The sequence below is a fragment of the Lysinibacillus alkalisoli genome, from assembly GCF_014643595.1.
Classification (GTDB): Bacteria; Bacillota; Bacilli; order Bacillales_A; family Planococcaceae; genus Metalysinibacillus; species Metalysinibacillus alkalisoli.
In genome coordinates this window covers 226,555-240,423 of the sequence record NZ_BMJT01000001.1, presented here as the reverse complement: position 1 = coordinate 240,423, position 13,869 = coordinate 226,555, and the positions used below count along the sequence as shown (strand labels likewise).

Sequence of the window (13,869 nt, the reverse complement as noted above, 5' to 3'; positions counted from 1 at the left end):
TTAGTTGGAGCTGATTGTAGTGGAGCAAAAAAAACGAGAAACAATTTCCTCTTTATTTGAGATTGCGGCTACATTAGAGCGCAAGTGGACAAATGATTGGAATACACATAATACACTCGGTTTTTCTAAGACGCATATTTTATTATTAGATTTTTTAGCAAACGAGGGGCCTAAACGCCCTTCTGCTATCGCTGAACATTTACAAGTGACATCAGGTGGTGTTACCGTATTAACCACTAAACTATTAAAGTCTGGATTTATCGAAAAAAACCAACAAACGGTAGACCGCCGTGCATCTCAAATTGTGATTACTGAAAAAGGACAAGAGTTATTGGAGCAATCACGCCAACAGATCGAGACTTTAGTCAATAATATGTTTGGTATGTTGAGTTACGAAGAATTAGCTACATTGCGTACTATCTTTACAAAATGTTTAACACCTAAACCGTAAATAAACACCCGCTACTGCTGAATAATCTTTCAGAGATAGCGGGTGTTTATCATTTAATGTAACACTAATTCATAGCGTAAGACAGCTGCACCTTCTTCTATTTGGTGATCTTTATAATAAAAGCCTAACTTCTCCACTAACTTAACAGAGGCTATATTATCAGGATCAATTTTTGCATGCATCGCTTGATAACCTGCACGTGTAGCTTCATGAATAAGTGCCTGAATAATCTCAGTGCCAAAGCCTTGTCGCCACATCTTGTGACTTAATTCATAACCAATCTCTACATACGAAAAATCTGCTGCTACATGATTAAAACCTGCTGAACCTACCGTCTCACCCTCATAAATCACTGCATAGCGAAAAGCAGTAGGTAAATCGTTAATCAGCCGAATCATATGTAGCGCTTCTGCCTCTGTTGAAAATGGCTGAATATTCATATGTCTTGTGACGTCATCATTTGACCAAATGACAAAAAGGGCTTTAGCATCGTCGTCATGTAATTGGCGTAATAATAATCGTGCTGTTTGGATGACTTGTTTCATGTTAGTTTCCCCTACTCTCGCTTTTTTTACAGCTTATCACAATTCCGAAATTTACTAAAATAGAACACTGCTGTGCAAGAAAAGACCTCTTTATCATAAAAAAAACAGCACATTGAGCGCATCAACTGTACTGTTTTTTTCTTTTATTTTAAGCTGGTAAAATGGCTTCTGCTGCTACATGATCAGCCATTAACATTTCTTTTAAACGTGCTTTAGCACGGAATAATCTTGATTTAACTGTGCCAATTGATACTTTCATTACATTCGATATCTCAATTAACGAGTACTGTTCAATATAAAAATACCATAATGTTTTTTGATAAATACCATCAAGTTGTTTCATTTTTTCTTGTACAACAGAACGAATCATATCCTTCTCGACTTGGTCTTCTGTTGATATTTCTTGGTTTGGTACTAAATCTAAAATAGGTACTTCTAATGTTTCTGGTTGGAATGCTACATATTTGCTACGACGCATCGTTTTGCGATAGCGGTCGCGGAATGTATTCATACAAATTGTAGTTAGCCAAGCTTTTATATGTTCAACGTTTTGCATACTTTCTTCATAACGTACAACTTTTACCCAAACTTCTTGCATTAAGTCTTCTGCCTCTGTTGTATTACGTGTTAGTTTAAGGCAAAGATGATAAATGTAACGATTATATTCCTCATAAATTGCTTGTAATTGTGTGTTCATCCTTTAGTGCCCCCGTTCGTTTTACGTTTTCTTTGTTACTTACATTCTCGCAAAAACGAACCTTACTCACTATCGGATTTTCTTTCAATTAGCTTACATTGATGTAAGGTTAAGCACTATCGCTTGTAATGTTTACACATTATCTAAAGCGATAGCAAAATGTTTCTTCAAGGAAAATCTCTATGCTATACTACTAATTAGGACGCAATTTAAAGAAAAGAGGTTTCAACTTATGACAAACTTACAACAACTTGATGCTTATTTTACAGCACATCGTGAGCGCCACTTAGAAGAACTCAATGAATTATTACGCATTCCAAGTATCAGTGCATTATCTGAGCATAAAGAAGATATGGCTACAGCGGCTAACTGGCTAGCACAAGCATTAAAAGATGTACAAATGGAAAACGTAGCGATTTTACCAACAGCTGGGCACCCTGTTGTCTACGGGGAATGGTTACATGCAGAAGGCAAACCAACTGTATTATTTTATGGACATTACGACGTACAACCTGTAGACCCTGTGAATTTATGGGATAGTGCACCTTTTGAACCAACCATTCGTGATAATAAATTATATGCACGTGGGGCTAGTGATGATAAAGGGCAAGTATTTATGCACATTAAAACAATAGAAGCGCTATTTGCTTTACATAAAGAACTACCTATTAATATTAAATTTTTAATTGAAGGCGAAGAAGAAATTGGTAGCCCTAGTTTAACTGCCTTCATTGAAGACAATAAAGAAAAGCTTAACTCAGACTTAATCGTGATTTCAGATACAGGGCTTTATGGGCCTGGTAAACCTGCGATTTGCTACGGCTTACGTGGTTTAACAGGCGTTGAGATTAACGTGCGAGGGGCTAAAGGTGACTTGCATTCTGGTTTATATGGGGGTGGCGTACAAAATGCGATCCATGCCTTAACAGAAGTACTCGCTTCATTTAGAGACGAACACGGTACAATTCAAGTAGAAGGTTTTTATGATGATGTATTACCACTAGCTGATGAAGAACGTGCGGCTTATGCGGCACTCAACTTTGATGAAAATGATATTAAAGAAGAAGTTGGCGTGAACGAACTGTTTGGTGAACAAGGTTACTCATATTTAGAGCAAACGTGGGCACGCCCTACATTAGAAATCAACGGTGTATTTGGCGGATTTGCTGGTGAAGGGATTAAAACGGTACTGCCAGCAGAGGCAGGCGCTAAAATTTCTTGTCGCCTTGTACCTAACCAAGACCCTGAAAAAATTGTAGCGTTATTACGTACACATATCGAAAAACACAAACCAGTTGGGGTTGATATTACCATTACTGAATTTGACAAAGGGCAACCTTACTTAACACCTTTTGACCACCCTGCCATTCAACTTGCAAGTAAATCATATGAGCATGTTTACCAAGTACCTACTGCCTTTATTCGTGGAGGTGGGTCAATCCCGATTGTTGCATCATTCGACCAAATCTTACAAGTGCCAGTGGTATTAATGGGCTTTGGCTTATCTAGCGAAAACTTCCATGCTCCAAATGAACACTTCCATTTAGAGAACTTTGATAAAGGGTTACGTGTTATTGGCGATTACTATACAGCATTAAATCAATTAACACCTGAGGAGTTAAAATAACAAACGCTATGCCATAGCGTACATCTAAAAATAATAAAGTGGTAAGGGGAAGATGTTCATTCCCTTTACCACTTCTTTTTGCTTTACATGTATTTTATGTCATCACATCGTTAATAACGATTTTTTATAATATTTGCGTACATACAAATAACCAGTGAGTTGTAATAGCGCAAACAGCGTAATACTGCCAACAATAATCACAGCACTACTAGTAAATAATTGTTGGGCGAGTAATAGTGCGAGCAATACAAGCATAACAGCTATTACAAATGGCACTAACATTAAAAAAGCGAGTTGATGATTAATAATGCGATGAAACTGTTGTAAAGATAAGCCCATTTTACATAAACTTTTAAATTGCTGGCGCTCCCTATCCACATGCGTGATTAATCTAAAATAAATCATACTTAGTGAGGCTGCGATAAAAATTAATGCTAACATAAAGCCAATATAAAGTGCTAAGTTTTTACTGATACGCTCTGTATTATATAAGCCAACCGCACTAAATAAGCTAGCACGTTCATAAATATTACCTTGCAATACTTGATTTAATGCTCGGTCTTGTTCAATAAACTGTGTCCAATTCTCAAAAGTATAATTTGTGAAAGTCATCGCTGACAAGGTAGCTTTATTTATTTTAGTGTAGTCCTCGTCCTGTAATACTATTAAACGGCTAAAATAACCAGTTGGCGTAATGTTTTTCTCTATCACATTCTTTACAGCTAGTAATGCCTTATCTAATGGCTGTGTCTCGATATCTTTTTGTGGTATTACACCTACATTACCTGCTACAATCGCTACTTCTGACGCCTGTAAATTAATCGGTGACATATGTAATAAAGTAGCAGCTTCATTGTACTGGCTATTTGAAATATAGCCAACACGCTCATCCTCCTCAACTAAAATAGCAAGCTCTTGTTTGGCAAAACCCGGTTGTTGATTTAACTTATCGTCAATTATTGTAAGATGTTGCTGTTCATGCGTATTATCCACGTGTGAAGCATATGTGTAAACGAAAGGATAGTTACTACGTGTATCCTTTGCCACATTCGTTGAAAATAAATACAAAATAATGATGGCAAAAAAAGCACCCAATAATAAGATCGTCACTAAATACATCATCTTAGTGTTAGCTCTCACATCACTCATTAAATTGCTCACTACTAACGGACGAGTCCCTTGCATAAAGCTAGATGACTGCCTAATACGTTGTAAAACACCTTGAATCGATTGATAAAAAACCACATATAAACCACCCAAAAATAGTAAGAATAAGCATAATTGCATAAGTGTATTCTCTTCAATTTGTTGAGGTAGCCATACAATCGTTGCTGGGATACACGCCAACATGCCCATACCTATTAACCATTTCACACGTGAGAAAACCGCTGCCTTTTCCCCTTGTTTATCCCCTTTCACTAATTGAATAATTTGTGTGGTGCGCAACATACGTGGTGAAATAAAAGCTACAATCATAAATAATGTTAAAAATAATAACACCGTTATCCCAATCGCCTTAAATGGCATATAGAAAGCAAAACCGTCAATTTGTAACACTTTACGAGAGAGTAATAAAAAGAGCGGCGAGCAAATCACACCTGCTACAATCGCTGTTACAATTGCACTCACACCTATTATAATATTCTCGTAAAATAGCATACGATGCATCTGTTGCTTAGAAGCTCCGATTAACATAAATAAGCCTAATGTTTTCTTTTTATTATGCATAAAAGCCATAATGGAAAATGTAATAAATATAAAAGAAAATAAATAAACTAAAATGGCGCCTACTGTCATTGATATGGCTAGCATAGAACCATTACTAATCACAGCTAAATCTGGATGAAACATCGACACCGCAAAGGAGAAGAAGATAAAAATCGAAAAAACACTACTCAAAAAATAAGCAATATAAGTCCATTTATCACGTACTACGTTTTTCCACACAATATCATGAAAAGTCATGGGTAACACCACCTAAGAAGGCTAAATTATCTACAATACTTTGGTAAAATTGTTGGCGATTATTTCCTTTGTACACTTCATTATAAAATTCACCATCTTTAATAAAAACGACGCGTTGGCAAAAGCTCGCAACATATGCGTCATGCGTCACCATTAAAATAGTAGTGTTCATGTCTTGATTGACCGTGGTAAATAATTGCATCACATCTTTTACAGATTTGGTGTCTAAATTCCCTGTAGGTTCGTCAGCTAATAATAATGTCGGTTCATGAATAATAGCTCGTGCGATTGCCACACGCTGTGCCTGTCCCCCTGATATTTCAAATGTTCGTTTCGTTAATAAATGTTGTATACCTAAAATAGTAGTCACCTTAGCTAAGCGTTCCATCATTACATCTTGTGCCACACGGTCTAAAGCTAGTGGTAATAAAATATTTTCTTGCACCGTTAACGTGTGAACTAAATTAAAATCTTGAAACACAAAGCCTAATTGCTGACGACGAAAAGCCGCTAATTCCTCCTCTTTCAAGGCATAGGGTGATATTTTATTAATATGAATCGTGCCACCTGTAGGCGCATCTATCGTAGAAATACAGTTTAGTAATGTTGTTTTCCCACTACCTGAGGGGCCCATAATTGCAACAAACTCTCCCTCCTCAACCGATAATGTAATATTTTTCAATGCTTCATAGTTTACTTTTCCGATATATGTTTTATTCATTTTATTCACTTCTAAAATAGCCATAGTAATATCTCCTTTATGCTTAAGTTACATTTATCATATCGAAGCTACACTACTACATACTATCGCCTTACATGTCATGAAGATGACAATTTTGTCATAAAAAAAGATGCTGTTAAGCACCTTTATACGTAATCGTAAATGTTGTCATTTGTTTTGTAGCATTTGTCAATGTAATCGCATGCCCTAGATGAGTAAGCACTTGTTGTGTAATATACAATCCTAAGCCTGTAGACTCTCCGTAATTTCTACCATTCTGTCCTGTATAAAATAAATTAAATATCCTCTTTTCATCTGCGGTATTAATGCCAATGCCTTGGTTTGCAATGGTGATCGTTTCTGGTGTGATATGAATGTGAATGGCTGTGTGCTCATCACTATACTTAATTGCATTAGTGAGTACTTGTATAACCGCTATTTTAAACCACTTCTTATCGGTAACTATGCGATGATCTTCACCTGTTAGCTTAGGGAAAACGGATTTTGCAATAAAAAAATTTTTATGTTCATTCATTATTTCTTTTAAAAGTTGTTTTACAGACACTTCTTCTACGTTTAAGTCTTGCGAAAAATCGGTAAGCCTAATATACGTTAACAATTGTTCTAAACTGTAATGAATCTTCTGCACCTCTTGTTGTATTTTATCTTCATCTACATTACCATTAGCCATTTGTAATAACATATCAATAACAGCGACAGGTGTTTTCACTTGATGTACCCAACTTTGTATTAACATTTGTTGCTCTTTTTGCGATTGTGTTAACGCAACTATTTTTTGATGGTGGGCTAATACTTGTGCCTCAGCCTGCTTAGTGTAAGCTTGTGTAATAACACTTTTTGGTGCGCTAATAATGGCGTCTTCTAACGTATGTAGCGCCGCTATTTTTTCATACATAGGGCGATCTACATAATATCTGATGACTAAATATACACCTAAAATGACAAGGCTTAATATAACAAAATAGCTAATCGAAATCGATAAACCATCCAGCCAATCGTAAAAGACAAAGAGTACAATAAAAGTGCTACAGTAACACAGGATTAATAATAGATGATGTTGTAAAAACAAACGCATTTATACCAGCTCCTTAAGCTTGTAACCCACACCTCTCACTGCCTCAATGTGATAAGGGGCTTGCAACTCTTTTAAACGTTTACGTAAACGAGCAATGTTAACATTTAACGTATTCTCCTCTACAAAACTTTCATCATCCCATAATTTTGTAAGCAGCGTCACACGAGTGACGACTTTTGGTGCCTCCGATAACAACACTTGCGCTAGTGCTGACTCCTTTTGCATTAATGCCACTGCTTGATTGTCATACTGCAGGATAAGTCTCTCCAAATATAAAATTAAACCTTCATATCGAACACTGCGCTCTTGTTGCGCAGCATAATCCCCGTAAATGCGGCGCAAATGCCCTGATATTTTTGCTACTAATACATCTAAGGAAAAAGGCTTCACAATATAATCGTCTGCGCCACTTTCAATCCCCATAATTTGTTCAGCATCTGCTGCACGGGCAGAAGTAATAATAATTGGGCAAGTCAACGTTTGACGCAATTTACGACACCAATAAAAACCATCAAAATACGGTAAATTAATATCTAATAATATAAGATGGGGCTGATACTGTGTGACAGCTTCTTCAATGTCTTGAAATGCAGTAACGACCTGCACATCATAATTATATTTTGTAAGATGTTGGCTCATAAGACTTGCTAATGTCGTATCATCTTCAATAATTGAAATTTTATACATATTCAAAATCCTTTCTTGTAAAATGACAAAAGAGAAATAACAACATTTGTTATTTCTCTTGTCTACATTATATTTTTTTAGTTAGTATTTGACAAATATAATGAAACTTTTCCGCAAATGAGCCGTAAATAATACTATGTTAGATTATCACTCACCAAATAGCGTCATAACTTCTTCCAAAGGCTTACGTTCACGCGCAGCAGGTTGCTCATCAGCATAACCAAACTGTAACATGCACATCACACGCTCGCCATCTTTGGCGCCAATTGCTTCTCTAAACTTAGGCGCATCTAGAAATACTGGCGTTTTCCAGCATGTGCCCACGCCTTGTGCTACTGCTAATAATTGTGCATTTTGTACTAAAGCACTTGCTGCTGCAAAGTCTTCAAGACGCTGTTTTTGACGCATATCTTCAGGTACTAGGACAAAGACAACACCACCTGCTTGTGTAAATTTTTGCATTTGAGTAGTTACTTCCTCTTCAGGGAGTTGCGCCCAATTAGGGATCGTTACATCGCGTAACAAGGTAATGATTTTGTCATAGCGGTCGCCGCCAGCTACAACAAAGCGCCATGGATTGCGCATACCATGATTAGGTGCCCATACCGCATCTTCTAAAATTGAGACAATTTTACTCTCTGGAACACGCTGTCCATTCATTTTTTTGAAGGAACGTCGTTTTTTAATTGCTTCTTGTACAGTTAATGCCATTTTTTCATTACTCCTTTACCAATTCATACTTGTAAGTATACGTGATATCGGGAAGAAAAAGCGAAATGTTTGTTCTTAAGGTCGTTGACGTGATGTTTTAAGTTATGCTATAAAGATACATGGTTTACTTTTCTAACAATAACAATATTATTTAAACATGGAGGTTTAACATGAACAAAAAAGGAATTATCGGCATTATTATTGCTGCAGTTTTATTGATTGGTGGAGGCGCTCTTGCATACACATTTTTAACAAACTCACCTAAAAATGCTTATATGTTAGCTGAAAAAGACGAAATGGAAAGTTGGTCTAAACTCTTTGAAGAGCGCTATAAAGATGAGTTAGACTGGTATGAAAAAGGGCAAAAAGAAAAAAGCGAAAGCACAATGAAAGCTAATGTTACTGTCAACGAAGCATTAGCACAAGAACTTGGTATGGACCCTTCAATCTTATCAATGGTAGAATCAGTTGTTTTAGATTTCAAGTCGAAAAATGATTTAAAAAACAATGTTAGCAATAATGAATTATCTGTAAAATTAGCTGATTCTGAATTAGCAAAACTATTTTTCGGTTTAAATAAACACGATGTGATTGTAGATACCTCTTTAACATCAGGCGTACAAATTAGCGATAAAAAGCTAACAGAATATGTTTCAGCACAGCCTGATATGCAAGATTTTAAAATGGATTTCACAGAATTATTCTCACCAGAAGGCACTACAATGCCACAAGAAGATGTGGACTATTTAACAGCGCATTATGGTAAAATTTTCTTTGACCAGTTAGAAGATAAATCTTTTACATCTAAAAAAGGTGATGTAGAAGTATATGGTAATAAAGTAAAAGCTGAAAACTTAGTCATGACATTAAATAAAGAACAAATTCGTTCTTCAATTGATGCTATTTTAGCTGAAGCATTAAAAGATGAAAAAACAAAAGAAATTATTGAAAATTACTCAAAACGTTCATCGTTTGGATTATCTGATGGCACAGATACTAAAGAATTATTCGACGGTCTAGAACAAGCACGTAAAGATTTAAAAGAGGCTGACTTACCCGAAAAATTAGTCTCTAGTATTTGGGTGAAAGATAAAGTAATCGTAAATCGTGAATTAACAATTTCTGATGCTAATACAACGTTTACAGTAGTAGGTGTACGTGAAGTAAAGAAAAACAATGCTAACTTCAAGTATACAATGGGTGACGGTACAGATGAGGTTGTTATCACTGGTGAGCTTACGTATGATGGTAAAAAAGTAAATGATATGATTGATATTACTTTTGATGACACGGTTATCTCGTATCAAGCAAATGAGGACCGTAAAGATGGCGGCAATATTTTTGAACGCAGTATTTCAATCGAGCCTGGTACTACATTAGAAGATGAAGTAGGCAGTCCCTTCGAAAAAATGGGAATTGTTTGGCAAGGTGATGTGAAGTATGAAAAAGATAAAATGGGTGGCACTCACACATTCTTATTCCGTGCAGACGACTCAGACGCATTTAGTTTACATGTTGATGCTGATACAAAAATCGTCAAAAAAGTAGACCCTATGAAAGCTAGCGAAGATGTTGTTAATTTAAATGACATGACAAATGAAGAAATTGATAGCTACTTTGAAAATGATTTCGCTGAAGAAATTATGAATTTAGTCGGCGGTTTCGGCGCTGGATTTTAATTTAAAGAAGGTGAATCGGTATGTCTCGATTTATTATTCATCATATTAAGCAATTGAAAAGGCAGTGGATTACACTGCCTTTTCTTTTGTTTTTTCCTATTATATTAGTGGGAGCTGTTGCGCTACTTTTTTATAGTTGGATACAACCTGTAACAGAAACGCCATTAACCATTGCTATTGTTGACAACGACCAGTCTGAAGAGACCGTATTGCTCAGTACACTCTTAACCGACTCCAATACATTAGCTGAGCATATTTCAATGATCCAACTCACTACAGATGAGGCTAAAACACAGCTAGCCCAACAAAAGATTATTGGTTATTTATCACTTCCTACCAACTTTACAGAGACACTTTATAATGGTGAGCGTACTAACATTGCCATCACAGCTGACCCTGCCCACCAAAACGAAATACTACTCTTAAAGCAAGTTGTTGATAGGATAGCCAACTATATGAACCTAGCTCAAGCTAATCTATTACTCATTAATGAGACAGCTCATGCTTTGCACTATACAGATGAGACGAGAATATCCCTCATTAAAACCCATTTATTAAGTTACTTTACGCGTTTTTTTGCAAAGGAACAATTTATGCCACATGAAGAAGTTGAAAATATCGCTACCGCAAATCCTGTTAATTATTACATGTTAAGTGTTATATTCTCACTACTAATCATTTGGATTTTTTTATTACAACAGTGGTTATTAAGAGAAACGCCGCAAAGTATCACTTGGCGCTTACGTTTGTACAATGTAGGGCTTATCAAACCACTACTAGCTAAAGCGGCACTATGTTTACTCATACCGCTACCATTAGCCACACTATTTATTTATGTTATGCGAGCATACGCTCAACTCTACTGGCTACCAAGTGACTATGTGAAAATATTCGTCTTATTATTGTGCGTGACGCTTATTTTCTGTTGCCACCTCTTATGTATTGAGTTGTTATGCCAACCTAAAAGAGCCATGCCTTTACAGCTTGTTTATACGCTTTATATTATTATTTCGAGTGGTGCTATTTTACCTTCTGCTTACTTACCTATTCGTATGCCTAGCTACTCTCAACAAGCCTTTGAACAACTGTCTCAAGTCATTTTGTATGAGCGCACATATGCAGAGTTTCTCCCGTTACTTAGCACACTACTTGTCAGTATATTCCTTGGTTTTATGCTACTTAAATGGAAGGAGCGCACATTATGATTGCCATTCGATTACTGCGTTTTCAAAAACAATATTATAGCATTGTGCTTTGGTTAATCTTACCGTTTGTACTTACTCTCTTACTCTCAACCGTACCTAATAAAACGATACCAATTGGCATTGTCGATGAGGATAACAGTGACTTATCACAGCGCTTTATTGAAACATTGCAACAGCAAAAAGCATTCACGGTTATTGAAACAAATTATGCCACTGCATTACAGCAACTCGAGTCGCATCAATTAGATAGTGTCTTTGTTATTGAAAAAAACTTTAAAACACTTGTAACAACACAGCAAAAAGCACGTTTATTAACCAGCATAAGTTCTAATCTTTCACTCTTTCACGAATCAACAAGCAATATTGTTTTAACGACAGCTCTACAGTTAGTAGGGCAATATGCAACGATTGATGTGATCAAAAGCATGCAACCTGATACAGCAATCGACAGTAATGCTTTAATAGCTAAGAGCACTGCCTATATGAAAGAAAAATCTATTTTAACAACATCATTGCACATGACAAATCAAACTGCTGCTCATACTATATCTTCATCATTTTTAATCTGGTCACTCTTTGCTACACTCAGTACCTTGCTGGCTAGTACGTGGCTTATTAAAGAGCATAATACCGCTTTATTATTGCGTGCGCCATTTTCAAATCATACAGTAACATCGTACTTTTTATATCATCTAACGATGTACATGGTATTATTTTTTGTGATGGACTGTCTCGCTCTTTATCAATTTGCTAACATATCATGGGCAAATATAACAATATTATTTGCTTTTCGGTTAACCATAAGTTGTCTTAGTGCTTGTTTAGCTTTATGTTGTCATAGTATTATCCGGTTTTATCAGTACAGTTTACTGTTGATGACACTCTTATTATTTACAAGTGGCTTATGGGTTCCTATGCCTTACCAACTTCAGCTACTTCAGCCACAAATCGCTTTGCTACAACAAAGCATAACGATTTGGCTACCTATTAGTTTACTATCACTAGTGCTTCTCTTAAAGCGAAAGGAGAGAAGGTATGTTAATCATTGATAATGTTTCTAAAAGTTATCGCCATCATCATGTGTTGTCTCACATTAGTTTTGCTGTGCAACAAGGCGAAATCATTGGCTTAGTAGGACGTAATGGTGCTGGTAAAACAACACTGCTTCATATCATTGCTACCTTATTACCACAAGATGAAGGTACCATCACATTATATGATGAAACTGAACGTAAAAAACTGCGTCAGCACATTGGTTTTGTACCACAGGAACTTGCGATTTTTGAAGATATGACAGTGAAAGAAAATATGCTGTTTTTTGCTAACCTCAGCCCTGTCAAAAAAACACAGACTCAATTACGAGCCCTCTGTGAAAAAGTCTCATTACACGTATGGGATGAACCTGTTCGTAAGCTCTCAGGAGGGATGAAACGCAAGCTTAATTTAGCTTTATCCTTAATCCATGACCCTACGTTATTGCTGCTAGATGAGCCTACTGTTGGGATTGATTTAAAATCTAAACTTGAGATTGCGAAAACACTACAACATTTAGCAGAAGAAAATGTCATGATTATTTATATTTCACATGATATGGACGAAATCAAAAATATGTGTCATCGTATTTTAAGCATTGGTGATGACGATTTTTATTATGATTTATTGCAAGAAACAACGCATATTGAAAAAATATAATCGTAAAAAATAAGGGATCAAGGGAAATACTACTTCCCCTGACCCCTTATTTTATTGTTGAAAGTAAGCAACCATTTCCTCTGGATAATCGGTAAAAATACTGGTGACACCTAGTAAGGCCAATTCCTGTGCGTACAGAGCATCATTTACCGTATAGACTCGCACAGTTGCATCATTGCGTACCGCATCAATAATCGGCTTTCTGAAAGCTGTAGGCAATGCCACATGCATCGCTTGTGCTGGAATATGTGTAATATAATTTTCAATATCAATGACCACTGCACTGAATAAGGCTGCTCGATTACTTTGCGGAGCTATACGGGCTAAACGTTGTAACGCTTCATGATCAAATGACGAAATGAGTGTACGTGCTGTTAAATCATGGGCTTCTACTTCTTCCCAAACAAGCTTTTCCATTCCTTCATATGCAAAAACATCTGATTTGAGTTCAATATTGATTTGGTGATTAGTTGTCGCAAATAGCGTTAAAACTTCGCTCAATGTGGGGATTTTTTCGCCAATAAAACCTGCGCCAAACCACCCACCAAAGTCATATTCTTTTAATTGCTTTAAGGTTAGGTCTTTAACAAAGCCTGTGCCATCTGATGTGCGGTCTATTGTTTCATCATGGATGACAACTAACTGTTGATCCTTTGTAAGGTGTACATCTAGCTCTACACCTGTAATGGGCAATTGTGCAGCTGCTTGAAACGCTACTATTGTATTTTCTGGATAGCTTCCTGATGCGCCTCTATGTGCAAAGATCTCCATACTAATCACTCCTTTATCACCT

At 36.3% G+C, this 13,869-nt stretch carries 14 protein-coding genes; 6 read left to right on the top strand and 8 right to left on the bottom strand.

The window, feature by feature from the left end; translation table 11 throughout:
* The first annotated feature begins 19 nt into the window (after window positions 1-19).
* Window positions 20-451, top strand: coding sequence for a MarR family winged helix-turn-helix transcriptional regulator (locus tag IEW44_RS01040; RefSeq protein WP_188613159.1), 432 nt, complete (start codon window positions 20-22; stop codon window positions 449-451).
* Between the two features lie 53 nt (window positions 452-504).
* On the opposite strand, the gene IEW44_RS01035 is transcribed toward IEW44_RS01040, so the two are convergent.
* Both IEW44_RS01035 and IEW44_RS01030 read right to left on the bottom strand, forming a co-directional pair.
* Window positions 505-996: a GNAT family N-acetyltransferase gene (locus IEW44_RS01035; RefSeq protein ID WP_188613158.1), complete on the bottom strand. Its 492-nt coding sequence runs from the start codon at window positions 994-996 to the stop codon at window positions 505-507.
* A 148-nt stretch (window positions 997-1,144) separates the two neighbouring features.
* Window positions 1,145-1,693 (bottom strand): RNA polymerase sigma factor, encoded by a 549-nt coding sequence (locus IEW44_RS01030; RefSeq protein WP_188613157.1) that lies wholly within the window; start codon window positions 1,691-1,693, stop codon window positions 1,145-1,147.
* Window positions 1,694-1,925: 232 nt separating this feature from the next.
* Here IEW44_RS01030 and IEW44_RS01025 point away from each other — a divergent pair, with 232 nt between their 5' ends.
* Window positions 1,926-3,320, top strand: coding sequence for a dipeptidase (locus IEW44_RS01025; RefSeq protein ID WP_188613156.1), 1,395 nt, complete (start codon window positions 1,926-1,928; stop codon window positions 3,318-3,320).
* 102 nt (window positions 3,321-3,422) lie between these two features.
* Here the strand turns inward: IEW44_RS01025 and IEW44_RS01020 are convergent, their stop codons facing one another.
* The 5 genes from IEW44_RS01020 to IEW44_RS01000 form a co-directional block, all read right to left on the bottom strand.
* Window positions 3,423-5,285: an FtsX-like permease family protein gene (locus IEW44_RS01020; RefSeq protein WP_188613155.1), complete on the bottom strand. Its 1,863-nt coding sequence runs from the start codon at window positions 5,283-5,285 to the stop codon at window positions 3,423-3,425.
* Window positions 5,272-6,036 carry an ABC transporter ATP-binding protein gene (locus IEW44_RS01015; RefSeq protein ID WP_308421621.1) on the bottom strand — a complete coding sequence of 255 codons (765 nt, stop codon included), beginning with the start codon at window positions 6,034-6,036 and terminating at the stop codon, window positions 5,272-5,274. Before IEW44_RS01015 ends, IEW44_RS01020 begins: the two co-directional genes overlap by 14 nt.
* Before the next feature lie 106 nt (window positions 6,037-6,142).
* A complete protein-coding gene (locus IEW44_RS01010; RefSeq protein WP_188613153.1) occupies window positions 6,143-7,102 on the bottom strand; it encodes a sensor histidine kinase in 960 nt (319 codons plus the stop codon).
* Window positions 7,103-7,789: a response regulator transcription factor gene (locus IEW44_RS01005; protein ID WP_188613152.1), complete on the bottom strand. Its 687-nt coding sequence runs from the start codon at window positions 7,787-7,789 to the stop codon at window positions 7,103-7,105.
* A gap of 147 nt (window positions 7,790-7,936) precedes the next feature.
* Window positions 7,937-8,500, bottom strand: a complete 564-nt coding sequence (locus IEW44_RS01000) for a nitroreductase family protein (RefSeq protein WP_188613151.1) — start codon at window positions 8,498-8,500, stop codon at window positions 7,937-7,939.
* 170 nt (window positions 8,501-8,670) lie between these two features.
* Here IEW44_RS01000 and IEW44_RS00995 point away from each other — a divergent pair, with 170 nt between their 5' ends.
* From IEW44_RS00995 to IEW44_RS00980, 4 genes are read left to right on the top strand one after another with little or no spacing between them, the layout of a single operon-like run.
* Entirely contained in the window at window positions 8,671-10,179 is a 1,509-nt protein-coding gene (locus IEW44_RS00995; RefSeq protein WP_188613150.1) for a DUF6583 family protein, read from the top strand.
* A 20-nt stretch (window positions 10,180-10,199) separates the two neighbouring features.
* On the top strand, window positions 10,200-11,384 hold the full coding sequence (locus IEW44_RS00990) for an ABC transporter permease (protein ID WP_188613149.1): 1,185 nt from the start codon (window positions 10,200-10,202) through the stop codon (window positions 11,382-11,384).
* Window positions 11,381-12,433 (top strand): ABC transporter permease, encoded by a 1,053-nt coding sequence (locus IEW44_RS00985; protein ID WP_188613148.1) that lies wholly within the window; start codon window positions 11,381-11,383, stop codon window positions 12,431-12,433. The genes IEW44_RS00990 and IEW44_RS00985 overlap by 4 nt, the downstream gene beginning before the upstream one ends.
* On the top strand, window positions 12,420-13,076 hold the full coding sequence (locus IEW44_RS00980) for an ABC transporter ATP-binding protein (protein WP_188613147.1): 657 nt from the start codon (window positions 12,420-12,422) through the stop codon (window positions 13,074-13,076). Before IEW44_RS00985 ends, IEW44_RS00980 begins: the two co-directional genes overlap by 14 nt.
* Window positions 13,077-13,127: 51 nt before the next feature.
* Here the strand turns inward: IEW44_RS00980 and IEW44_RS00975 are convergent, their stop codons facing one another.
* Window positions 13,128-13,847, bottom strand: coding sequence for a glycerophosphodiester phosphodiesterase (locus tag IEW44_RS00975; protein ID WP_188613146.1), 720 nt, complete (start codon window positions 13,845-13,847; stop codon window positions 13,128-13,130).
* Window positions 13,848-13,869: the final 22 nt, after the last annotated feature.